Here is a 22375-nt window from a genome sequence, read left to right on the forward strand (position 1 = left end):
CATCAGCATGACTCGCACGGCCAGCACCAAATGGGAATCCCAATTCGGACTCGTTTGTCGCGATCAATCCACTAGGGCGTCAGGTCGGAAAACGACGATTGGCAGACGTTTCGCAGCAACGGCCAGTGCAGGCGTCCCACAAACCGGCCTGGTCGCCGTGCAAATGGGCATTTGTACGAAAAACGGGCGAATCAAGACGATCCGAACCGGTCGCAGGATGACGAATTCTTCGAGATAACGCCGCTTTCGTGGGGTCTGCGCAAGAATCTCTTCATATTCCCGCAGGTTTCGGAGGAAATCTTGGCTATCCGGTTGCAAGCTGGAACGAGCCACGTTTTACAATGGTGTGACAAAAGCGGTGCGCAGATACCGATCAAAGTGACGGGGAGCCTGATTTGGCTGATCAAGACCTAAACGACGCGTTCGTCGAGTTCGAACGTGTGCAGAAAAGTTACGATGGCGAAACGCTGGTCGTGAAGGACCTGAACCTCAAGTTGCCGAAGGGCGAGTTCCTGACGATGCTTGGCCCGTCGGGGTCGGGCAAGACGACCTGCCTGATGATGCTTGCCGGGTTCGAAACAGCGACCCACGGCGAAATCCGTCTGGATGGGCGGCCGATCAACAACATCCCGCCGCACAAGCGTGGGATCGGCATGGTGTTCCAGAACTACGCGCTGTTTCCGCATATGACGGTTGCGGAAAACCTGTCCTTTCCGCTGGAAGTCCGCAAGATGGGCAAGTCCGAGCGCGAGGCAAAGGTCAAGCGCGCGCTGGAAATGGTTCAGATGGGCGCTTTCGGCGGCCGTCGTCCGGCACAGTTGTCGGGCGGTCAGCAACAGCGGATCGCCTTGGCGCGCGCGCTGGTGTTCGAGGCCGATCTGGTGCTGATGGACGAACCGCTGGGCGCGCTCGACAAGCAGTTGCGCGAACATATGCAGTTCGAGATCAAGCGCATCGCGGACAACCTTGGGATCACGGTGGTCTATGTCACCCACGACCAGACCGAAGCGCTGACCATGTCCGATCGGGTTGCCGTGTTCAACGATGGCCGCATTCAGCAGTTGGCGCCGCCGGATCAACTGTATGAAAGCCCGGAAAACAGTTTCGTTGCGCAGTTCATCGGAGAGAACAACACGCTGGAAGGCGTCGTGACCCGGATCAGTGGTGATCGCTGCGAGGTCCGGCTGGACGATGGAGAGATCATCGACGCCAAGCCGGTCAACGTTACCCGCGAAGGCGAACGCACCCGCGTGTCGATCCGCCCCGAGCGGGTCGAGGTCAACAAGGACCGATTGCAGGCAGGGGCGCACACGCTCAAGGCCGAGGTGATGGAATTCATCTACATGGGCGATATCTTCCGCACCCGGCTGAAGGTGGCAGGGAATGATGAATTCATCATCAAGACCCGGAACGCGCCCGACCAGGTGCGGCTGGAACCCGGCACGATGATCGACATCGGCTGGCTGCCGGATGATTGCCGCGCGCTGGATGCGACCTAAGATTTTAAGAATTGCGGTGGACCTCAAGGGGATTGAGGCACCGCGATGACCAACGGGGCCCATCGTTTAGCCCGTAGCGTGGCCTCCTTCCGAAAACGGGCAGTTTAGGGAGACTTTTATGAAACTCACCAAGACGCTTCTCGCAACTTCGGCACTGACCGTGGTAGCTGGTGCGGCAATGGCTGAAGACATGGCCAACAGCATGACCCTGGTCAGCTGGGGCGGCGCCTATCAGGCATCGCAGCAGAAAGCCTATGTCGAGCCGTATCAAGCAATGCATGACGGCGTGTCGGTCAGCTGGGACGAAAGCTCGGCCGAGGCCGTGGCAAAGCTGCGCGCCATGAACGAAGCCGGTAACGTGACCTGGGATCTGGTCGACGTTGTGGCTGCCGACGCCATCCGTCTGTGCGACGAAGGCCTGGCAATGGAAATCGACGCGGACGAAGTTCTGGCAGCGGCACCTGACGGCACCTCGGCCAGCGACGACTTCGGCGATCTGCTGGTGTCGGATTGCTTCATCCCCCAGATCGTATACTCGACCACCTTCGGCTATCGTACCGACCTGGTTGGCGATACGCCGCCGTCGGACATCTGCGCCGTATTCGACCTGGAAACCTATCCGGGCAAGCGTGCGCTGGAAAAGCGCCCGATCAACAACATGGAATGGGCGCTGCTGTGTGACGGCGTCGCCAAGGCCGACGTTTATGACGTTCTGGAAACCCCGGAAGGTCAGGACAAGGCGCTGGCCAAGCTCGATACCATCAAGGACAGCGTTGTCTGGTGGAACGCAGGCGCGGACACGCCGCAGCTGCTGGCCGATGGCGAAGTCGTGATGGGGTCGACCTACAACGGCCGTCTGTTCGCCGCGATCGAAGAGCAAGGCCAGCCGATCGGCATGCTCTGGGATGCGCAGGTGTTCGACCTTGATGGCTGGATCATCCCGGCCGGCTTGCCGGAAGACCGTCTGGCCCGTGTGATGGACTTCGTCAAGTTCGCCACCGACACCCAGCGTCTGGCAGATCAGGCCAAGTACATCTCGTACGGCCCGGCACGCGCATCGTCCGCTCCGCTTGTTGGCAAGCACGCCGACCTGGGCATCGATATGGCGCCGCACATGCCGACCGATCCGAACAACGCCAAGAACACGTTCCTGTATAACTACGAGTTCTGGGCCGACTATCGCGACGACATCGACGCCAAGTTCCAGGCGTGGCTAGCGCAATAAGTCAGGCGTAGTGCTGGGGTAAACCCCCAACCCTACGGACAAGACACAGGGCAAGGCGGGTTCACCGCCTTGCCCCGCAGGAAAGACGACGGAGGCGGCTGTGCCCAAAGGCTATATCATCGGCCATATCACCGTGAACGACCCAGAGGCGTACCAGGAATACATTGATCGGGACACGCCGATCCTTGATGCGCTCGGGGGCAAGTTCATCGTGCGCGGCGGTCAGTCAGAGGTGGTCGAAGGCAGCACCTACAAGCGCCACGTCGTGATCGAATTCCCAACCTATGAACAGGCGCTGGCCGCGTATCACGACCCAGAGTACCAAGAGGTCGCGAACATTCGCCGTGCCACCGCAGACAGCACCATCATCGTGGTCGAGGGGGCCTGAGCACATGAGCGATGCATCCACAAAAGAAAATTCTGGCCCCATGCTGGCGGCAGATGGCCGCCCGCTGAAAAGCAGTCTGGCGCGTGCCCTGCGGATGCAGAAACTGCGGGCACTGGCGCTGGTCGCGCCGTTGCTGCTGTTCGTGCTGGCGACGTTCATCATGCCGATCGCGGATATGTTGTTCCGTTCGGTCGAAAACCAGATCGTTTCCGAAACCATGCCGCGCACGGTTGTGTCCCTGAAAGATTGGGACCCCGAAAAAAGCGCGCTGCCGTCCGAGGCCGTGTTCGAAGACGCCTATTACGACCTTTTCATCGCATCAGAGCGCAAGACCGTCACCCGGTTGGGATCGCGTCTGAACTATGAAATGACCGGTGCATCGTCGCTCTTCCGCAAGTCGGGCCGCCGGCTCGATGATATTGGCGAAGTCTACCAGAAGCAGTTCAAGAAGATCGACAAGGATTGGGACAAGGCCGAACCCTGGGCCGCGATGATGGGCGACCCTGCCTGGATCAGCGCACAGGAAGCCTGGAGCAAAGGGGACGGCGCGCAACCGGTGTTCAAGCTGCGCGATGGTGTTGCAGCGGCGCTGCCACGTACGGCGGCAGCCTATCGCCAATTCGCGATCTATCAGCAGACCGAAGACAACAAGAGTCCGCTGAAGGAAGAGCCTTGGTCTCTGGTGCATACCGCGCTTTATCAGGACCTCAGTTCGCAAAACGTCGGCAGCTATACCGGCCCCGGCGCGGATCGGCTACAAGTTCTGGCCGATGCAGTGAAATCCCCCGATTTCAAGACGATCTCATTCGTCGATGGCTTTGCCGATGTCGACGAGGATTGGGTCAAGCCCGACATCTGGCAAACGATCAAGGCGTTCAGCCCGACCTATACTTCCGGGTATTTCCTGAACGCGGTTGATATGAAGATGACGCCCGAAGGCGCCGAATTGCGGGACGAGAAAGAGCGGCTGTATATCTTCTTGTTCAAGCGCACGATCTTCATGTCGATGGTGATCACGATCAGCTGTATCCTGCTGGCGTATCCGATTGCCTATCTGCTGTCGAACCTGCCTGCGCGCACCGCCAACCTGCTGATGATCCTAGTGCTTTTGCCGTTCTGGACATCGCTTCTGGTGCGGACCTCTGCGTGGAAGGTGATGCTGCAACAGCAAGGCGTCATCAATGATGTACTGGTTTGGCTGGGCCTTGTCGCGGATGACGGGCGACTTGTGATGATCAACAACCAGCTGGGGACGATCATCGCCATGACGCACATTCTGCTGCCGTTCATGATCCTGCCGATGTATTCGGTGATGTCGACGATCCCGCCCAGCTATGTCCGCGCGGCCAAGAGCCTGGGCGCCACCAACTGGACGACGTTCTGGAGGGTCTATTTCCCGCAATCGGTGCCCGGCATCGGTGCTGGCTCGATCCTCGTGTTCATCCTGTCCATCGGCTATTACATCACGCCGGAAATCGTGGGCGGCACGACAGGTACGTTCATTTCCAACCGGATCGCGTATCACATCTCGTCCAGCCTGAACTGGGGGCTGGCGGCTGCGCTGGGGACGATCCTGCTGGCGGTTGTTCTGCTCTTGTACTGGGCCTACGACCGGATCGTCGGCATTGACAACGTGAAGCTGGGGTAACCGATATGAGCGAAGCAATCCTCACCCCGAAAATGAAAATGCCGTTGTCCTTCACCGCGCCAGTTGTCGCGGCGGCCGGGGCCTTTGCGGGCATCTTCATTGGCACCGCCAACGGATCGACCCTTCTGGGGTTTGTCATCGGCGCGGCGCTGCTGGCGGGACTGGCATTCCTTGCCATGAACGTGCTGCCGATGACGGCGGAAAAAACCGTCCGCTGGGGCATTCTGATCGGGTTTGTCGTAGTCGGGTTCCTGCTGGGCCGGGTGGCTGGCATCGTGGTTGGCGCGTTGTTCGGCTGGTTCTTTGGATGGTTCATCTATTGGATCGGGGAACGCCGCTATCGCACCCATCTTGTCCCCTACCTGACCTCTGGGCAGGTTCTGTGGCACTACAGCTTCCGGGTGTTGTGCGGGGCGATCTTCGTTTTCCTGATCACGCCGATCCTTGTCGTCATGCCGCTGAGCTTCAATGCCGAGGACTTCTTCACCTTCACGCCGGAAATGCTTCGCTTCGATCCGGCGGGCTACAGCCTGAAGCACTATCGCGACTTCCTGACCAACCCGGAATGGACGGGCGCGGTATGGAATTCGCTGCGCATCGCGCCGGTTGCGACTTTCCTGTCGGTCAGCCTGGGCACGCTGGCAGCCATCGGCCTGAGCCAAAGTCACGTGCCGGGCAAACGTGCGATCATGGCGATCCTGATCTCGCCGATGATCGTGCCGCTGATCATCTCGGCCACCGGCATGTATTTCTTCTACTCGAAGGTCGGCCTGGTCGGCACTTACTGGGGCGTGGTCCTGGCCCATGCCGTGCTGGGCATTCCGTTTGTCATCATTACCGTGACGGCCACGCTGGTCGGTTTTGACCGGTCGCTGACGCGGGCGGCGGCCAACATGGGCGCGGGGCCGGTGACAACGTTCTTCCGCATCCAGATGCCGCTGATCCTGCCGGGGGTGATCTCTGGCGCGCTGTTCGCCTTCATCACGTCCTTCGACGAAGTCGTTGTGGTGTTGTTCATCGGCTCGGCCGAATTGCAAACCCTGCCGTGGCAGATGTTCACCGGTCTGCGCGAACAGATCTCGCCCACGATCCTTGCTGCGGCAACGATCCTTGTGGCGATCTCGATCCTGCTGCTGGCCTCGGTGGAAATGCTGCGCCGCCGGTCGGAACGGTTGCGGGGCATGTCGCCGGGCTGAGGGACGCGTTGCAACAGATCGACTTTATTCCGGCGCAGACCTGTCTGCGCCGGTTTTTTTGTGGCTAGCTGAGGCAAAAAACCCAAAGAGGTCGCGCAGATGTACCGCTGGATTGCCGTTGTCTTTGCCCTGGCTGTGTGGCTGGGCGCCCCCGTGCTGGCGGGCGAGCGTGTGAAGCTTGGCTATGGACGCCTGATCAGCAACGACTCGCTTCTCGCTTCTCGCGATCGCTGGCAGACCGGCAGCATGCAGTCCAGCCGGATCCGTGGTTTGAGCTGGTCTGGCGCGGTGCCGCAGGCACTGGGCGAACTGCTGGAATACCGGTTCGAGGCGGCGCTGGTTTCCCCGCAAAGCATCCGCTGGCAGCGCCCGACGGATCGACCCTTTGCCGGGGCACTGTCGATTGGGCTGCACACCCATTTTCAGCGTCGGGGCATCGAATATGCCTTGGGCGGTGACGTGGTGTTCACCGGCCCGCAGACCGGGTTGACGGATTTTCAAACCTTCTGGCACGACGCACTCGGGTTGGCGACGCCCAAGCCGTCGGTCACCGCGCAGCAGGTTGGCGACGGGATTTATCCGACGGCCGTGTTCGAAATCGGCCAGACCTACCGGACCGGAAAACTGGCGATGCGGCCTTTTGCCGAACTGCGCGCCGGCGCGGAAACACTGGTGCGGTCGGGGGTCGACGTGACGTTCGGCACCGTTGGCCAATCCGAATTGCTGGTGCGTGACCGGATCACCGGGCAGCGCTATCGCACGGTCTGGAACGACCTTCGGGGTGTCAGTCTGACCGCCGGTGCCGACCTGGCCCATGTCACTCACAGCGTTTTCCTGCCCGAATCACCCGGCTATGACATCGAGGAAACCCGCGGCCGCGTCCGGGCTGGGGTGCATTGGCAGGGTCGAAAACTGTCTGCCTTTTATGGCTGGACGTGGCTGAGCAAGGAATTTTCAACGCAACCAGAAGGCCAGTTGGTCAAGTCGATCCGGATCAAATACGACTTCTGATTGTTGAGAATTGGCGTCACTCAACGGGTGATGGATAGAAGCCTTTATTATTCAAGGATAAAACAACTAACCTCTTTTCTCAAAAATTTCGGTGTTGTATTGTTATTTGTAATAAAAACATAATGAGCAGACAAAACAGGATATGGCAACGGGCTACCGCGGCACGTTCGTTCTTCCTTGGTCGCAGACACTGATCGATGGTCTTGACGCAGCGCCGACGGCGATGCTCCGCGTCGGGGCCACTTGGGAATGGCAGGGGACGCCCCTGCGCGTTGACGGGCCCGACGGGATCCTGACGCTGTGCGGCGCGGAAGGCGAAACGGAACTGAGGCAAAGCGCATCTCGCGCTGTGTCTCGCTTGTTGCGGCTTGGCAAAACGAATTTGGATACGATGAACTCCGATGAGGTGGAGGTCCAGCGTCAGCTGACCCAAGGCGGGTTTATCGTGACCAACGGCGCGCAAGTTTTCAGGGTAATGCTCCTTGAGCACGTCAATGGTAGCGCGCCGTTGGTCGTTTTTCACGGCCCTCTGCCCCCCAAGGCGCAAGAGCTTTGGGTGGCAGAGGTCAGCCGGCCCCAGCCCCGCGAAACATCGCCGGGCGTCATCTGCTTTGCATCCGGTACGTCGATCACCACACCGCGTGGCCCCCGCCAGGTGCAAGACCTGCGCCCGGGCGATTGGGTTCAGACCCGCGACAACGGTCCGCAACAGGTGCTGTGGACAGGTCAGCGCCGGTTTTCCACCACCCGCCTGCGCAGTTTTCCAGGTCTTGCGCCGGTTCGGATCCGTGCAGCGGCTTTTGGTACCGGTGTGCCAGATCGCGATCTGCTGGTATCGCCGCGGCACCGCATCCTTGTACGCAGCCCGCAGGCGCAGTCGATCTATGGCCAGTCAGAGGTTCTGGTCGCCGCGCAGGATTTGATCGACGACAGCCGCATTTTCCGTGAAACCCCACGCTGCGACATAACTTATGTCCACATCCTGCTGAACCGTCATGAGGTGATCGTCGCCAATGGCGTGGAGTGCGAAAGCTTCCACCCCGATGACGCCGATCCGGCGATGCTGGACCAGTCGGACCGCGAGCGACTGGAGCAGACCCTGGGGCAGGCCCCCTATGGCGGCCATGCGCGGCGCGTCCTGACACGGCCAGAGGCCGCGATCCTGTTGCACCGGGCCGCCTGAGACAGCCCGCCCGGCGTCAGTTCCGAATCTCGTCCGCTTCGACGCCCCACAACCCGGCTTTCAGCGTCCAGCCATCATAGCCGCCAGCTTCAACCTCGCACCAAGCCAGGGTGCAGTCGCCCAGTCGTGCAATGACGCCGGTTTCCAGCCGTGCTGCGATCGGGGCGCGTTCGTCGGGGCGAGTCCGCAAATCGGCCATTTCGTCCTGCACGATGACGGTGCGCACCCCGGACAACAGCGAATAATGCACCCAGCCGCCGGCACCGTCGCGGTCTTGCACGCGCCGCCAATGGCCATATTCGGCCGTGATCATCAACGGCATGTCGCGGCGCTTGTAGACCCAGTCGATCCGGTGGGTCAGCGACGGACCCCGCCGCACGTTGCCCATGCTCGCCTTCATTGACACGAAACGGGGGATCGGCAGGTTGGTTTCGGGGCCGCGTTTTTTCTGCCGGTGCGGCAGGCCGGCAAGGTGCAGGTCCTTGCCTTCGGCGCGCGGCCCTTCGCCACCGCCGCTCTGGTGCGACTGGCCACCGCCGCCGCCGTTCCCCTGGCCCGCATTGACCGTTACAGATGACAAACCAAAAATCAGCGTGGCAACCACGCCAGCCTTGACCAGAGTCCAGCTCATTCTCTTGATCCTGCCCGATGTTTTTTCGGCGGGGTTCTTGTGCCCCGACCTGACTTCGGACACTCTGGCAGAGAGGCCGGATCGGGAAAAGAGCGGGGAGGCGTTACATGCCATCAAATCGTCTGAGTGTTGTCGTGACGCGACGCTTGCCAGAGGTGGTTGAAACGCGATTGACCGAACTTTTCGATGTCAAGTTGCGCGACGAAGACGTGCCGATGACGCGCGGAGAGCTGATCGACGCAATGCAAAGCGCCGATGTGCTTGTCTCTACCATCACCGATCGGATCGACGCGGGGCTGATCGGACAGGCGGGCGACCGGTTGAAGCTGATCGCGAACTATGGCGCCGGTTTTGACCACATTGACGTGAACACCGCCCGGCAACGCGGCATTCTGGTGTCGAACACGCCCGGCGTCGTGACCGACGACACCGCTGACATGGTCATGGCCCTGATGCTGGCTGTCACCCGCCGCCTGCAAGAAGGGCTGGCCGTCATGCAGAACGGCGACTGGCAGGGCTGGGCGCCCACGGCGTTCCTGGGCAGCCGGATCGGCGGCAAGCGGCTGGGGATCCTCGGCATGGGCCGGATCGGTCAGGCCGTCGCCAAGCGCGCGCAGGCCTTCGGGATGCAGATCCATTATCACAACCGCCGCCGGCTGCGCCCCGAGGTCGAACAGGGGCTGGAGGCGACCTGGTGGGAAAGCCTTGACCAGATGGTCGCGCGGATGGACGTAATCTCGGTCAACTGTCCGCACACGCCGTCCACCTTTCACCTGCTGAATGCCCGGCGGCTGAAGCTGCTGAAACCTTCGGCGGTGATCGTCAACACTTCGCGCGGCGAGGTAATCGACGAAAATGCCTTGACCCGAATGCTCAGGGCCGGGGAACTGGCGGGGGCCGGGCTGGATGTGTACCAACACGGATTCGGCGGCAATGCCGAATTGCGGAATATGCCCAACGTGGTGATGCTGCCGCATATGGGATCCGCGACTGCCGAAGGCCGGGTCGAGATGGGGGAAAAGGTCATTATCAACGTCAAGACCTTTGCCGATGGCCATCGGCCGCCCGATATGGTCGTTCCTGCAATGTTGTGATCGGGTGTGATACGGGCCTTCCTGCCTTCGATTGCGATCAGCGCGCGGACGTGCAACCTGAACTATAGCCAAAAACAGGAAGGGAGATCCGAAATGAAAGCGTTCGCAACCGCAATTCTGGGCTTGGCGCTGGCCACGCCTGTCGTCGCGCAAGAGGTCAACATTACCCGCGATGTGGCCTCGGTCACGGTTCAGACACCTGCTGGCCCTGTTGAAATCAAGCGAGAGCAGAATACCGATGCGGTGATCGAAGGGGATTTCGCTCGGATCGCCCGCCCCTGTCCAAGTTTCTGCATCCAGCCGATGACGCCGGCAGAAGGTGTGACTACGATTGGCGAACTGGAGCTTCTGGCCGCGTTGCAAGACCCCGAAACGGTCGTGATCGACAGCCGTGTCCGTCCCGACTGGGCGACCGGAACCATCCCCGGATCGGTCAGCATGCCTTATACCGAAATGGCCGACAGGCTGGACGAACTGGGCTGCGAGGTCGATTTCGACGGTTTCATCTGCGAACCAGAAACGACAAAGACGATCGTCCTGTTCTGTAACGGCCCATGGTGCGGCCAGTCCCCCGCTGCGATCCGCCGGATCATCGAGGCGGGCTATCCCGCCGACAAGATCAGCTATTACCGCTGGGGGATGCAGGGCTGGCGTATGCTGGGCCTGACCGTCGCGGGCGGCGAATAAACGCGGGCGGGGTGCGCCTGCGCACCCCGCTTTTCCCCTGTGACGTTTCAGCACCTTTTCGGGGCCGGATCGGGTTGTAATGAAATAACATAAGAAACTTGCAGGTTGTCCGATGAACGCCCCCCAACTGACCGACCGCCGCGCCCGCCATCAGCGGGATCAATCTGTATTCCACGAATTGTTGCGCCGTCACGCCGACATCCGGCGAGAGGTGACAGAGGTTCCCAACGGTATCCGCGCCCATACCTGGACCGATGCGCCGGATCTTGTACCGCTGCTGCACAACCACGCGCAGGAAATGCACCGTCGGGTGAAAGAGAAATTCGGCCTGCGGTTCTGGGATCCGGCTTTTGCCGAGTTGTTCGCGCAGGCCGACAAAGTTCAGATGACGGTGAACCTGACGGAAAACGGGGTCGAGGTGCTGGAAACCTCGGACGATCCAAACGTGGTAAAGCTGATCCGCGCCCATGGTGCCACGGTCAGTGCTTTCGTCCGCGAAGGCGGGCGCGCCGCTTCCCAGGAAAGTCCGTTGCCGGATGACTACCAACGCGTCCTGGGGTGACGGATCAACGCTTCCGTCGCTTCACGTTCCCGCCCCGCTGCCCCGGACGACCAGCGGTTGACCGGCCTTTGCGGGCGACGGCCTCTTCGGATGCGGCCTCGACCGCGGCCTGCCGGGCAAGCGGGTCGTCGGCGACGGCCAGTTCCACCGCTTCCAGGCGCTTGATTTCGTCCCGCAGGCGGGCGGCCTCTTCGAATTCCAGGTTCTCGGCGGCCTTGCGCATGTCGGTGCGCAGCCCGTCCAGGACGGCCTGCAGGTTGGCGCCTGCCATCGGCTTGTCGATCTTGGCGGTGACGCGGTTCATGTCCACATCGCCCTGATACAGCCCGGCCAGCACGTCATCGACATTCTTGCGCACGGTGGCCGGGGTGATCCCGTGTTCCTCGTTATAGGCGATCTGCTTGCCGCGGCGACGGTCGGTTTCGGCCAGCGCGCGTTCCATCGACCCGGTGATCCGGTCGGCGTACATGATAACCCGGCCATCGGCGTTTCGCGCCGCCCGCCCGATGGTCTGGATCAACGAAGTTTCGGACCGCAGGAACCCTTCCTTGTCGGCATCCAGAATGGCCACCAGCCCACATTCAGGGATGTCCAGACCTTCGCGTAGCAGGTTGATGCCGATCAGCACATCAAAGGCCCCCAGCCGCAGATCGCGCAGGATCTCGATCCGCTCGATCGTGTCGATGTCGGAATGCATGTAGCGCACGCGAATGCCCTGTTCGTGCAGATACTCGGTCAGGTCCTCGGCCATGCGTTTTGTCAGCGTCGTGACCAGCGTGCGATAGCCCGCCGCGCTGACCTTGCGCACCTCGTCCAGCAGGTCGTCCACCTGCATTTCCACGGGGCGGATTTCAACCTGCGGGTCCAACAGACCGGTGGGGCGGATGACCTGTTCGGTGAAAACACCGCCGGTCTGTTCCAGTTCCCAAGACGCCGGGGTGGCAGATACGAAAACGGATTGGGGCCGCATCGCGTCCCATTCCTCGAATTTCAGGGGGCGGTTGTCCATGCAGCTGGGCAGGCGAAACCCGTGTTCGGCCAGCGTGAACTTCCGGCGATAGTCGCCCCGGTACATGCCACCGATCTGCGGAACGGAGACGTGGCTTTCATCGGCAAAGACGATGGCGTTGTCGGGGATGAATTCGAACAGGGTGGGGGGCGGCTCACCCGGCGCACGCCCTGTCAGGTAGCGGGAATAGTTCTCGATCCCGTTGCAGACGCCCGTCGCCTCCAGCATTTCCAGATCGAAATTGGTGCGCTGCTCCAGCCGCTGTGCTTCCAGCAGCTTGCCGTCATTCACCAGTTGGTTCAGCCGTTGCCGCAGCTCTTTCTTGATGTTCACGATGGCCTGGTTCATCGTCGGCTTCGGCGTGACATAGTGCGAATTGGCGTAAATGCGGATGCGGTCGAAACTGCCGGTCTTGGTGCCGGTCAGCGGATCGAATTCGGTGATCGATTCCAGCTCCTCGCCGAAAAAGGACAGTTTCCAGGCCCGGTCCTCAAGGTGGGCGGGCCAGATTTCCAGGCTGTCACCCCGCACCCGGAACGACCCGCGCTGGAACGCCTGATCGTTGCGGCGGTATTGCTGGGCGACCAGATCGGCGATCACCTGACGTTGGTCATACAGTCCACCGGTCTGCAGATCCTGCGTCATCGCCCCGTAGGTTTCAACCGACCCGATACCATAGATGCACGACACCGACGCGACGATGATCACGTCATCGCGTTCCAGAAGCGCCCGGGTGGCCGAGTGGCGCATCCGGTCGATCTGTTCGTTGATCTGGCTTTCCTTCTCGATATAGGTATCGGACCGCGCAACATAGGCTTCGGGCTGGTAATAGTCATAGTAGCTGACGAAATATTCGACCGCGTTGTCGGGGAAAAACCCCTTGAATTCGCCGTAAAGCTGCGCTGCCAGCGTCTTGTTTGGGGCAAGGATGATGGCGGGGCGCTGGGTTGCCTCGATCACCTTGGCCATGGTGAAGGTCTTGCCGGTACCCGTCGCCCCCAACAGCACCTGGTTGCGCTCCCCGTCCATCACGCCTGCGGCCAGTTCCTTGATCGCCATGGGCTGATCGCCCGCCGGTTCGAATTCGGAATGCATGGTGAACCGAATGCCGCCTTCCAGCTTTTCACGGCTGCGCACGTCTTCGGCCGGTGCGTGCAGCGCAACGAGCGACTTGTCTGAATGGGCATAGGGCATGGACGGGCCTCCGGCGGATTCGTTGCTAGACTTGTGCGGCGCGGCCCGTCTTGCAAGGGCGGTTCCCCGGATTTTGCCAGTGGATCCTGCCAGAAACCGGCAGGACAGGCCGGTGCGGCGAAAAAATGTGAAGACGTGCTTCGAGGTGAAAAATTTTGTTTCCCAAAAATGAATTCTCGCATAATTTTAATTCTGCAAGCAGCAGGTTTGGCCGGCGACGAAGGCGCATTATATCCACCCCTCGCTCCCCGTGCTTTCATTGTCGGCCAAGCGCTGCTGTTTGGCGTTGCCCCCCAATGGTCTAGACGCTTGCCCCGCGTGCAAGAATCCCGCATAAAACCTGCGGATCAAAGGAGGGTGCCCATGGGTGCGCGTATCTATCAGCCTGCAAAAACTGCCATGTCGTCGGGAATGGCCAAGACCCATCAATGGGTTCTGGAATACCCGCAGGGCTCCGCCCGCGACATTGACCCGCTGATGGGTTGGACCTCGTCCAGCGACACGCAAAGCCAGGTGAAGCTGCGTTTCGAAAGCAAAGAGGCTGCTCTCGACTACGCCAAGGCACATGGGATCGACGCCGTTGTGGTCGAGCCAAAAAAGCGCAAGCCCAACATCCGCCCGCGCGGCTACGCCGAGAACTTCGCGGTTGATCGGCGCAGTGCCTGGACGCACTGACGTGCTGTCTCAGTCAGCGTTCAGCGCGGCGCAAGGAGCCCAGGCGGGTGCCTTTTCCATATCTGTTGGAAAACATGGTTGATCTTCTTCTGAACGGGGAGGAGCCCGGGCGCCCCACGGTTCTGCTGGCGCACGGGTCTGGCGCGCCGATGGACACCCCGTGGATGACCGCCGTGGCCGAAGGGCTGGCTTTGCGTGGGTTTCGTGTGGCGCGGTTTGAATTTGCCTATATGGCGGCGCGGCGCAATGGCGGTTCCAGGCGCCCGCCGGGCGCGGCCGAAACCATGGTGCCAGAGTATATGACCGCGATCAACGCGCTGGCCTGCGACGGCCCGTTGATCATCGGGGGCAAGTCCATGGGCGGACGTATCGCCAGCATGATCGCCGACGATCTTTATGCCAGCGGCCGAATCCTGGGCCTGATGTGCCTTGGCTTTCCGTTCCACCCACAGAACAAGCCCGATGCTCTGCGGCTGCAACACCTGCCTAGTATGAAATGTCCCACCCTGATCTGTCAGGGCACCCGCGACCCGCTTGGCACCCGCGCCGAGGTTGAAACACTGACCTTGTCGCCCGAGGTGCAGGTGCACTGGCTGGAAGACGGCGATCACGACCTGAAACCGCGCAAACGCGTGACCGGGTGCAGTCTTGAAGACCACCTTGATCAAGCATGCAGTCTTGTCGCGAACTGGGGCCGGGGGCTGATATGAAAAAGGGACGGAGATCCCGCCCCTTTTGAACGCCTTGGCAAGCGGGTCACGCCGCCGAAAGCCCGGTATCCAGTGCCGACAGGATCTTGTCGACATGCGCCGAGGTCAGAACCAGCGGCGGGGACAGGATCAGGTTGGGGCCAGAGACCCGCACCATCACGCCGTCCTCATAGGTGGCCCTGTGGATCCGCGCGATGGCCCCCTTGTCCAGCGGCGTCTTGGCCGTCCGGTCCGACACCAGCTCGATCGCCGACATCAGCCCGTGCCCGCCGCGCACGTCCCCTATGATGTCGTACTTGGCCTGAAGCGCCAGAAGCCCATCATAGACTTGCGTCCCGCGCGCAGCGGCGTTGTCCTTGACCTGCAAGCGTTCGGTTTCCTGAAGGCAGGCGATGGCCGCGGCCGCACCCACCGGATGCCCGGAATAGGTATATCCAGACCCGATCGCGCCCTTGCCGGTCTTGTCGTTCTCGAACACCTCGGCCACCTTTTCCGACACCATGACAGCGCCGAAAGGGAAATATCCGTTGGTGATTGCCTTGGCGGTGCACATCAAGTCGGGCTTCACGCCCCAATGGCGCGACCCGGACCAATCGCCGGTGCGGCCAAAGGCGGTGATCACCTCGTCCGCGATCAGCAGAATTCCGTGCCGGTCGCAGATTTCGCGCACCCCGGGCATGAAGCTTTCGTGTGGCGGAATCACCCCGCCTGCGCCCAGCACCGGTTCCATGATGAAAGCGGCAATGGTTTCCGCCCCCTGAAAGGCGATCTCGTCCTCAAGTGCGGCAAGGCACAGCTGGGCCAGCCGGGCCGGATCGGTTTCATTGAACGGGTTGCGATAGGGGTAGGGGGCCGGGATGTGGAAACACCCCGGCATTAGCGGTTCGTACTGGGTGCGGAAATTGGCATTGCCATTGACCGACGCCCCCAGCGTGTGGGTGCCGTGATAGCCCTTCTTCAGGCTCAGGTATTTCACCCGCCCGCCTTCGCCACGCACCTTGTGGTATTGCCGCGCCAGGCGCAGCGCGATTTCCACGCTGTCCGAACCGCCAGAGGTATAGAACGCCCGGGTCAGCCCGTCTTCGGCAAAGAACTGTTGCAGCATCCAGCCCAGCTCGATCACGTTGTCGTTCGACGTGCCGCGGAAGATCGAATAGTACGGCAGCTTTTCCAGCTGAGCGGAAATCGCCGCCTTCACCGGGGCGCAGGAATAGCCCAGGTTCACGTTCCACAGCCCTCCCACCGCGTCGATCATGCGGTGGCCGTCGACATCGGTGATTTCAACCCCTTCGCCTTCGGTGATGATGTCCGGCGGGTTGGCCTGGCTGTCGGCGGGGTGCGCCATCGGGTGCCAGATCTGGCGGGCGTTGTTTTCCTTGAGGAAGTTGATGTCTTTCATCGTGGGCCTCTTAGTCTGCTGGCAACTTGGAAACGGGGGCGTGGAACAGCGGTGGAAGGTCCTGCACCTCTGCCCCCAGCGAAAGTGATGCCTTGCGCGCCGCCTCGGCCAGGTGGCGGCCAAGAATCGCGTCGCGGTCCGGGCGGGCGCGGACGCGGGGCACCGCGATGGACATGGCGCCGATCACCCGGCCACCTTCTGCAAACAGCGGTGCGCCCTGTGACACGACCTCTTCGTCGAAGGCACCCGACAACTGGCTGATGCCGGTCTGGCGCACGTCGTCGATCATGCGGCGTAGGGTGGCGGCATCGGTGATCGTGTGCCCGGTGTGCATCGACAGGGGCCGCGACAACACCCGTTCGCGCAGCGCGTTATCGGCGAAGGCCAACAGCGCCAGCCCCGATGACGTTGCGTGCAGCGGCAGCACCTCGGCCGGGTCGAAATGAACCTGCGTGCCATGCAGGCGCGGATCGGCGTGAATGACGGGCGACAGCGCGTCGCCCTGCAACAGCGACGCGTGAGCCAGTTCACCCACCTGTTCCGACAGGCCCTCGACCACCGGCCGCAACAGCGCCCGTACGGGAAAACCGGCTTCTCGTACGGCGGCCAGCCGAAGCAGCGCCGGGCCAAGCCGGTAGGCGCGGCTTTCGGGGTGTTGTTCGAGGAACCCGTTCTGTTCCAGTTCGGTCAGATGTCGATGCACGGTCGCCTTGTCGCGACCTGACAGCTTGACGAATTGCGTCAGGCCGATCTGCGACTGGTTTGAGGAAAAAAAGGTCAGCAGTTCCAGCGCCTTTGTGATTGTGCCCATGGCCCTATCCCCCCTGTCCGTCTGCTGTCTGCGCACAGTCAAAGAACCGTGCGATTTCTTCGGCAAATGCGGTGCGATCGGCATGTTGGTGCAGCGAAACGCGGGCGCGGTCTGTCACCGCGGGGCCGACCACGTCGGCATATTCCTCGACAAGGTCAGTGATGAAGCCGTGGGTCATTTCCGGATGGTGCTGGATGGTGAAGACATGGGCGCCCACCGCGAACCCGGCGACAGGAACACCCGGCCCGGCAAACAGACCCGTCGCCCCGTCAGGCAAGCGCGCAACCTGTTCGATATGCGAGCCATACAGTGCAAAGCCTGGCTCATCGCCCGACCACGGCGCGGTGCCGCAGCGCGTCACCTGCAACAGCCCGTGGCCCCAGCCACCCGGGTTGCGGACGATCCGCGCGCCCAGCACCTTTGCAATCAGTTGGTGGCCGAAACAGGCCCCGAACAGTGGCTGCCTGCGGCCGATGACATCTGCCAAAACGGTCTCGAGCCTGGCAATCCAAGACGCATCGTCCGACACCGAAGCCGGGCTACCGGTTACCAGAACGCCGTCAAAACCGGACAGGTCGGCCGGAAAGTCCCCCCGGGACACCCAAAACGGCGTGGCGGTCCAATCCGGGCGCACCTCTGCCAGCAGGGTGGCGAATTTTTCGCCGTCGTCCGGTCGCGCGCGGGCAAAGGCGCTGTCATCGGTATTGGTGATAAGCACCGCAATCCGCATCAGACAAACCATACATAAAAATCAAGCAAGGCGTTTGGCTCCAGATCGCGTGTCTTGCGGAATTCGTGATCCTTCATGAACGCCTGATGTGCGCACAGTTCGGCACCCACCGCCTGTGTCAGTGCAGTGTCGGCTTGCAGGTCACGCATGGCCTTGCGCAGGTTCGGAGCGGTGCCCTGTTTCGCGTCGATCTTGTCGAAGCCGTCACCGGTTTCCATCGGCGGCAGCGCCATCCTGGCTTCGTACCCAAGGCGTGCCGCTTGCAGCACAGCGGCAGCGGCGGTGTAGGGATTGGCAGAGGCATCGGCCATCCGGTGTTCCAGCCGGGCCTTTGCCCCCCCTTCGGTCGACACCCGCGTTGTCACGCCGCGGTGATCGCCGCCCCAGTTCTGCCAATAGCCCGACATCGCGCCCGGTTGTAGCCGCAGGTAAGACCCGGCGGTCGGTGCCAGCAGTCCGGCCAGCCCCTGGTGGTGATGCACCAGTCCGGCCAGGCAGCCGCGCGACAGGTCGTTCAGGTGATCCGGCCCACCCTTGTCGCCGTTGGCCAGGGCATTCTTGCCGTCCTGATCGGTGAACGAGAAGTTGATGTGCATTCCCGACCCACCCAGTTCCGGTACCGGTTTCGGCAAGAAGGTCAGGATGATCCCATGGTTCAGCGCGATTTCCCGCGCCATCAGACGGAACAGAACGATATCGTCCACCGCTTTCAGCGCGTCGTCGAAGGTCAGCGTGTATTCGAACTGCGGGCTGTCGTATTCCGCTGTGATCATGTCGAGCTTGAAGCCAAGCTCTTCGGCCTTGCGCCAGATGATATCGTTCATGTGCATCGGGTCGGCAAACGGACCGGTGCCATAGACCACTCCGCCCGGCGCGTCATAGGGCTGAAGCTTGCCGTTCTCGTTGCCTTGAAGCGCGTAGGCTTCCAACTCGATCCCCAGCTTGGGCGTCAGCCCGTGCGCCTGCCAATCGGCAATCGCCCGTTTCAGCGCGCCGCGCGGGCACAGCGGCAGGGGGGCGCCGTCATTGTCGAAAAGGTCGCCCAACACCACTTTGGTATCGCGTTCCCATCCGGTGCGGATGTCGTCGCCCCGCCAGTGCAGTTCCATGTCGGGCATGCCCTGCCGGACCATCGCGTGCGGCGCATCCAGCAGCAGGTCGCGGTCATAGTGCACGCCAAAGGTGGCGCGGGCAAACCGCGATGACCCGTCGCCAATCTTGGACGGCGGCAGGTATTTGCCGCGGGGGATCGACAGGTGGTCGATGAACAAAGCGCGCAGTCGGTCGGCCATGATGGTCCTCAGTTCAGCGTGACGCGGACAGGCAGCCGCTTGATGCCATTGACAAAGTTGGAACGGACAAAGGCCTCTGGCCCGTCGGGTTCAATGGATTTCAGGCGCGGAACCAGTTCCTGGAACAGCACCCGCACCTCTAGCCTCGCCAGGTGCATACCAAGGCAGACATGCGGTCCGCCCTGCCCCCAGCCCAACTGCCGGTTCGGCTTGCGCGTCAGGTCAAGGCGATAGGGATCGGGGAACATGTCTTCGTCACGGTTGGCCGACAGGAACCAGTACAGCACCTTGTCGCCCTCGCGGATGGTTTTGCCGTGAATTTCCACATCGCGGGTGGCGGTGCGGCGGAAATAGCTCGCGGGGGATGCCCAGCGGACAATCTCATCCGCTGCGGTGCCCCAAACCTCACCCGACTGCATCTGTTCGAACAGACCTGGCTGACGTGCCAGTGCCTGAATACCGGCCGCGATGGAATAGCGAGTCGTGTCGTTGCCCGCCGCAACCAGAAGGCAAAAGAAATTGCGAAACTCGGTTTCGCTGATGGTCTCGCCGTTTTCGTCCGGTTGCAGGATCAGGTGCAGGATGCCTTGGGTATCTCCTGCCGCATTCTTCCGCTCCATCAGGTCGCGGGCGTATTCGTACAGCTCTGCCCCGGCGGGGGAATTGAACGGCATCAGCCGGTACGCATTGGTTTCCAGCTTGTCGGCCACGTGGTCGGTGAAGTCGGGGTCGGTGTTGGCCATCAACGCATCGCCCTTGTCGACCAGCCATGCCAGGTCTTGATCGGGGACCCCAAGGATCTGCCCAAGCATCCGCATCGGCAGTTCGCGAGCAATCGCGGTGGTGGCGTCAAAGCGTTCCTGTTCCAGTGCCCGGTCAAGGATCGGTCCGCACAGGTCGCGGATCTGATCCTCGAACCCCGCGACGACGCCGGGCGAAAAGGCCTTGGCCACTTTCATCCGCACCTTGCGGTGTTCGGCGCCGTCGGTTTCCTGGAAGGTCCGGCGCGCCATGTATTCCTCGTGGGTCTGGTCCTCCATCCGGATCCCTTGGGCGGATGTGAAGGTTTCCACGTCACGGATCATGTCGACCACGTCGGCATGGCGTGTGATCGACCAGTAGCCCTTGCCATGTTCGAAGTCAGACCAGTGGCAAGGGTCCTCGCGACGCAAGCGGGCAAAGGTGTTGTAGGGTGCGCCGTTGGCAAAGGCGTCATGGCTGCCAAGATCGGCAAAGCCGTCGTCATCAGGAACCCAGATGGTCATAGCGCCGTGTCCTTCTTTGAATTTTCAGACGATCGTCGAAATGGCGGGTGTGCCGTCCAGCCAGTCGCTTGGCGAACCGGGCCGAGGCTTTCTTGCCGGGCTTGCGGCGGTCCACCGGCGTCCATTCACGCCAGACCCGCCACAGGGTGCTGACGCAGATCACCACGATGATGCAGAACAGCAAAAAGGCGATAGGCCGGTCGATAAAGTCGATCGGTGTCTTCACCCGGTTCATCGCCGCGCGCAGCTTGACCTCCATGATGCCGCCCAGAACCATGCCCAGCACGATCGGCACGATCGGCAGGTTCAGCCGTTTCAGCACGTAGCCGATCAGGCCAAAAACCGCGGCAATGGCGCAATCCACGCCCGAATTGCGGATAGAATAGACTCCCACAAAGCTCAGCAACAGGATGCAGACACCCAGGAACCGGTTTGGGATCTTGGTCAGGTAGACCAGCCAACCGGTCGAGATCAGCAGGAACACCACGACCAGAACGTTCAGGATCAGCAGCGCCAGGTACAGCGCCACGATGAAATCCATCTGGAACGCAAACAGCCCCGGCCCCGGCACCACGTTGTGCACATAGAAGACCGACAGCATCATCGCGGTCAGCGCTTCGCCCGGAATCCCCAGCGCCAGAAGCGGGATCATCGCGGCACCCGGTACCGCATTGTTTGCGGTTTCCGACGCGATCAGCCCCTCGGAAGAGCCGTGGCCAAACGCCTCGGGCGTTTTCGACAGTTTGCGCGCCGAGGTATAGGACATGAACTGCGCGGTGAATTCACCGACACCGGGGATCATCCCCATCAACACCCCGAAAGAGGCAGAGATCGCCGCGACACGCGGGTGACGTGCCAGTTCGCGGAACCCCTGGAACAGCGACCCGCGCGACTTGGTGATGCGGATCTTTTCGTCATCCATGGTCAGCAGCAGAAACGCCTGACTCAGCGCGAACAGCCCCAGCACAACAACGATCAGGTCAATGCCCCCCGCCAGCCAGGACTGGTCGAAGGTGAAGCGCCGGGTGTATTTCACCGGCTCCAGCCCGACGGTTCCCAGCAGGATCCCGAACCCCGACAGCGCCCCCGCGATCAGCATCTGGCCCTTGTGCGCCACCACGACCAGCAGGATGCCCAGCAGCGCGGCCAGGAAGATTTCCCGCGATCCGAACATCGGCGCGACCTTGGCCAGCAGCGGTGCCAGCAGGATCAGGCACACAACCGAAAAGATGCCGCCGAAGAAGCTGGCGGAATAGGCCAGCGACAGCGCCCGCCGGCCTTCGCCGCGCAGGGTCATCGGGAACCCGTCATAGGTGGTCAGCGCGTTGACGGCCGTGCCCGGCGTATTGATCAGGATGGCGGGGATCGATCCGCCATACATCGAAGAACCATAGATCCCCAAAAGCACCGTCAGTCCGACGATGGGATCCAGCGAAAAGGTGGCGGGCAGCAGGATGGCAATGGCGACCGCTGGGCCAACCCCCGGGATCGCGCCGATGGCGACACCGCCGATGGACCCGACCAGAAGGGCGATCAGCACGTCCCAGCGTGCCAGCACCAAAAGAGCGTCTGCAAATACGTCCATCAGAGATACAGTATGAAGAAGCTGCGCAAAGCGCCGGGAAGGTATTCATAGATCGCCGCGCCGGGAATCTTGACCCCCAGCAGGCCCTTGAACACCACGACAACGGTCGCCGCGAACACCACCGCAAGGCCGGTCATGAGCCCGCTGCGATAGCCCACGCGCCAGGTCAGCGCGACGGAAAAGGCAATGCTCATCGGCAGAAAACCGACCAGCGGCACCAGCCAGACGAACCCCATGAACCAAAGCGCGTATTCCAGCGGTTCGGCCCATCGCCGCAGTTCGACCCAATCGGTCCGGTTCGGGCGGCGGCGTGTCATGCGCCAGGCGTGCATTCCAAAGCCCAGTACCATGGTGATCAACGCCACCGATGGCCAGAACCGGGGCTGCGCGGTCAGCTTTGTGCCATCGACCCACGCGGTCTGGCTGCGGATTTGCGACAGCAGCAGCAGCGACAGGATCAGGGCGGCAAGGACAAAGACAACTTGCCCCGCGCCGCGTGTCTTCGGCGAAAGATCAGCCTCTTGGCTCATGACAATGCTCCGGAAACGGAAGGGAAGGGGCGCAGGTCGCGCCCCTTCGAC

The 22375-nt window shown here is 61.7% G+C and carries 21 protein-coding genes; 12 read left to right on the forward strand and 9 right to left on the reverse strand.

From position 1 onward, the window contains the following. The first annotated feature begins 395 nt into the window (after positions 1-395). From VK792_RS05845 to VK792_RS05875, 7 genes are all read left to right on the forward strand, one after another. Positions 396-1499 (forward strand): ABC transporter ATP-binding protein, encoded by a 1104-nt coding sequence (locus VK792_RS05845; protein ID WP_326296424.1) that lies wholly within the window; start codon positions 396-398, stop codon positions 1497-1499. 118 nt (positions 1500-1617) lie between these two features. Continuing rightward, positions 1618-2724 carry an extracellular solute-binding protein gene (locus VK792_RS05850; protein ID WP_326296426.1) on the forward strand — a complete coding sequence of 369 codons (1107 nt, stop codon included), beginning with the start codon at positions 1618-1620 and terminating at the stop codon, positions 2722-2724. A gap of 100 nt (positions 2725-2824) precedes the next feature. Continuing rightward, positions 2825-3112, forward strand: a complete 288-nt coding sequence (locus VK792_RS05855) for a DUF1330 domain-containing protein (protein ID WP_326296427.1) — start codon at positions 2825-2827, stop codon at positions 3110-3112. A gap of 4 nt (positions 3113-3116) precedes the next feature. Then, positions 3117-4760 carry an ABC transporter permease gene (locus tag VK792_RS05860; RefSeq protein ID WP_326296428.1) on the forward strand — a complete coding sequence of 548 codons (1644 nt, stop codon included), beginning with the start codon at positions 3117-3119 and terminating at the stop codon, positions 4758-4760. A gap of 5 nt (positions 4761-4765) precedes the next feature. Further along, positions 4766-5956, forward strand: coding sequence for an ABC transporter permease (locus VK792_RS05865; protein ID WP_326296430.1), 1191 nt, complete (start codon positions 4766-4768; stop codon positions 5954-5956). A 99-nt stretch (positions 5957-6055) separates the two neighbouring features. Next, the gene (locus VK792_RS05870; protein WP_326296431.1) at positions 6056-6967 is read left to right on the forward strand and encodes a lipid A-modifier LpxR family protein; all 912 of its coding nucleotides are present in this window, start codon (positions 6056-6058) and stop codon (positions 6965-6967) included. Positions 6968-7358: 391 nt separating this feature from the next. Continuing rightward, on the forward strand, positions 7359-8150 hold the full coding sequence (locus tag VK792_RS05875) for a Hint domain-containing protein (RefSeq protein ID WP_326296433.1): 792 nt from the start codon (positions 7359-7361) through the stop codon (positions 8148-8150). A 16-nt stretch (positions 8151-8166) separates the two neighbouring features. Here VK792_RS05875 and VK792_RS05880 read toward each other — a convergent pair whose 3' ends face one another. Beyond that, the gene (locus tag VK792_RS05880) at positions 8167-8628 is read right to left on the reverse strand and encodes an SH3 domain-containing protein (RefSeq protein ID WP_435404833.1); all 462 of its coding nucleotides are present in this window, start codon (positions 8626-8628) and stop codon (positions 8167-8169) included. A 260-nt stretch (positions 8629-8888) separates the two neighbouring features. Here VK792_RS05880 and VK792_RS05885 point away from each other — a divergent pair, with 260 nt between their 5' ends. The 3 genes from VK792_RS05885 to VK792_RS05895 all read left to right on the forward strand — a co-directional run bounded on the left by VK792_RS05885 (position 8889) and on the right by VK792_RS05895 (position 11124). Beyond that, positions 8889-9875 carry a 2-hydroxyacid dehydrogenase gene (locus VK792_RS05885; RefSeq protein WP_326296435.1) on the forward strand — a complete coding sequence of 329 codons (987 nt, stop codon included), beginning with the start codon at positions 8889-8891 and terminating at the stop codon, positions 9873-9875. Positions 9876-9968: 93 nt separating this feature from the next. Continuing rightward, positions 9969-10562: a rhodanese-like domain-containing protein gene (locus VK792_RS05890; RefSeq protein ID WP_326296436.1), complete on the forward strand. Its 594-nt coding sequence runs from the start codon at positions 9969-9971 to the stop codon at positions 10560-10562. Between the two features lie 112 nt (positions 10563-10674). Beyond that, on the forward strand, positions 10675-11124 hold the full coding sequence (locus VK792_RS05895) for a hypothetical protein (RefSeq protein WP_326296437.1): 450 nt from the start codon (positions 10675-10677) through the stop codon (positions 11122-11124). Positions 11125-11128: 4 nt separating this feature from the next. Here VK792_RS05895 and uvrB read toward each other — a convergent pair whose 3' ends face one another. Further along, entirely contained in the window at positions 11129-13327 is a 2199-nt protein-coding gene (gene uvrB, locus VK792_RS05900) for an excinuclease ABC subunit UvrB (RefSeq protein ID WP_326296438.1), read from the reverse strand. A gap of 363 nt (positions 13328-13690) precedes the next feature. Between uvrB and VK792_RS05905 the strand changes: the two genes are divergently transcribed. Next, on the forward strand, positions 13691-14002 hold the full coding sequence (locus tag VK792_RS05905; RefSeq protein WP_326296439.1) for an ETC complex I subunit: 312 nt from the start codon (positions 13691-13693) through the stop codon (positions 14000-14002). A gap of 74 nt (positions 14003-14076) precedes the next feature. Beyond that, entirely contained in the window at positions 14077-14712 is a 636-nt protein-coding gene (locus VK792_RS05910) for an alpha/beta family hydrolase (RefSeq protein WP_326296440.1), read from the forward strand. A gap of 46 nt (positions 14713-14758) precedes the next feature. On the opposite strand, the gene VK792_RS05915 is transcribed toward VK792_RS05910, so the two are convergent. The 7 genes from VK792_RS05915 to VK792_RS05945 are packed head-to-tail and all read right to left on the reverse strand — an operon-like array spanning position 14759 to position 22324. Continuing rightward, positions 14759-16111 carry an aspartate aminotransferase family protein gene (locus VK792_RS05915; RefSeq protein ID WP_326296441.1) on the reverse strand — a complete coding sequence of 451 codons (1353 nt, stop codon included), beginning with the start codon at positions 16109-16111 and terminating at the stop codon, positions 14759-14761. Positions 16112-16121: 10 nt separating this feature from the next. After that, a complete protein-coding gene (locus tag VK792_RS05920) occupies positions 16122-16922 on the reverse strand; it encodes an IclR family transcriptional regulator (protein WP_326296442.1) in 801 nt (266 codons plus the stop codon). A 4-nt stretch (positions 16923-16926) separates the two neighbouring features. Then, the gene (locus VK792_RS05925) at positions 16927-17652 is read right to left on the reverse strand and encodes a type 1 glutamine amidotransferase (protein ID WP_326296443.1); all 726 of its coding nucleotides are present in this window, start codon (positions 17650-17652) and stop codon (positions 16927-16929) included. Further along, the gene (locus VK792_RS05930) at positions 17652-18944 is read right to left on the reverse strand and encodes a glutamine synthetase family protein (protein WP_326296444.1); all 1293 of its coding nucleotides are present in this window, start codon (positions 18942-18944) and stop codon (positions 17652-17654) included. Before VK792_RS05930 ends, VK792_RS05925 begins: the two co-directional genes overlap by 1 nt. A gap of 8 nt (positions 18945-18952) precedes the next feature. Next, positions 18953-20209: a cytochrome P450 gene (locus tag VK792_RS05935; protein WP_326296445.1), complete on the reverse strand. Its 1257-nt coding sequence runs from the start codon at positions 20207-20209 to the stop codon at positions 18953-18955. Further along, a complete protein-coding gene (locus VK792_RS05940; protein WP_326296446.1) occupies positions 20190-21794 on the reverse strand; it encodes a tripartite tricarboxylate transporter permease in 1605 nt (534 codons plus the stop codon). Before VK792_RS05940 ends, VK792_RS05935 begins: the two co-directional genes overlap by 20 nt. Then, entirely contained in the window at positions 21794-22324 is a 531-nt protein-coding gene (locus VK792_RS05945) for a tripartite tricarboxylate transporter TctB family protein (RefSeq protein ID WP_326296447.1), read from the reverse strand. Before VK792_RS05945 ends, VK792_RS05940 begins: the two co-directional genes overlap by 1 nt. Positions 22325-22375 lie beyond the last annotated feature (51 nt).

Source organism: Mesobacterium hydrothermale (assembly GCF_035818635.1).
Lineage (GTDB): Bacteria > Pseudomonadota > Alphaproteobacteria > Rhodobacterales > Rhodobacteraceae > Mesobacterium_A > Mesobacterium_A hydrothermale.

Excerpts from the sequence above, each read along its gene's own strand:
- VK792_RS05850 (WP_326296426.1), top strand. The coding sequence starts at position 1,618 with ATGAAACTCACCAAGACGCTTCTCGCAACTTCGGCACTGACCGTGGTA.
- VK792_RS05860 (WP_326296428.1), top strand. The coding sequence starts at position 3,117 with ATGAGCGATGCATCCACAAAAGAAAATTCTGGCCCCATGCTGGCGGCA.
- VK792_RS05865 (WP_326296430.1), top strand. The coding sequence starts at position 4,766 with ATGAGCGAAGCAATCCTCACCCCGAAAATGAAAATGCCGTTGTCCTTC.
- VK792_RS05870 (WP_326296431.1), top strand. The coding sequence starts at position 6,056 with ATGTACCGCTGGATTGCCGTTGTCTTTGCCCTGGCTGTGTGGCTGGGC.
- VK792_RS05875 (WP_326296433.1), top strand. The coding sequence starts at position 7,359 with ATGAACTCCGATGAGGTGGAGGTCCAGCGTCAGCTGACCCAAGGCGGG.
- VK792_RS05885 (WP_326296435.1), top strand. The coding sequence starts at position 8,889 with ATGCCATCAAATCGTCTGAGTGTTGTCGTGACGCGACGCTTGCCAGAG.
- VK792_RS05890 (WP_326296436.1), top strand. The coding sequence starts at position 9,969 with ATGAAAGCGTTCGCAACCGCAATTCTGGGCTTGGCGCTGGCCACGCCT.
- VK792_RS05895 (WP_326296437.1), top strand. The coding sequence starts at position 10,675 with ATGAACGCCCCCCAACTGACCGACCGCCGCGCCCGCCATCAGCGGGAT.
- uvrB (WP_326296438.1), bottom strand. The coding sequence starts at position 13,327 with ATGCCCTATGCCCATTCAGACAAGTCGCTCGTTGCGCTGCACGCACCG.
- VK792_RS05905 (WP_326296439.1), top strand. The coding sequence starts at position 13,691 with ATGGGTGCGCGTATCTATCAGCCTGCAAAAACTGCCATGTCGTCGGGA.
- VK792_RS05910 (WP_326296440.1), top strand. The coding sequence starts at position 14,077 with ATGGTTGATCTTCTTCTGAACGGGGAGGAGCCCGGGCGCCCCACGGTT.
- VK792_RS05915 (WP_326296441.1), bottom strand. The coding sequence starts at position 16,111 with ATGAAAGACATCAACTTCCTCAAGGAAAACAACGCCCGCCAGATCTGG.
- VK792_RS05920 (WP_326296442.1), bottom strand. The coding sequence starts at position 16,922 with ATGGGCACAATCACAAAGGCGCTGGAACTGCTGACCTTTTTTTCCTCA.
- VK792_RS05925 (WP_326296443.1), bottom strand. The coding sequence starts at position 17,652 with ATGCGGATTGCGGTGCTTATCACCAATACCGATGACAGCGCCTTTGCC.
- VK792_RS05930 (WP_326296444.1), bottom strand. The coding sequence starts at position 18,944 with ATGGCCGACCGACTGCGCGCTTTGTTCATCGACCACCTGTCGATCCCC.
- VK792_RS05935 (WP_326296445.1), bottom strand. The coding sequence starts at position 20,209 with ATGACCATCTGGGTTCCTGATGACGACGGCTTTGCCGATCTTGGCAGC.
- VK792_RS05940 (WP_326296446.1), bottom strand. The coding sequence starts at position 21,794 with ATGGACGTATTTGCAGACGCTCTTTTGGTGCTGGCACGCTGGGACGTG.
- VK792_RS05945 (WP_326296447.1), bottom strand. The coding sequence starts at position 22,324 with ATGAGCCAAGAGGCTGATCTTTCGCCGAAGACACGCGGCGCGGGGCAA.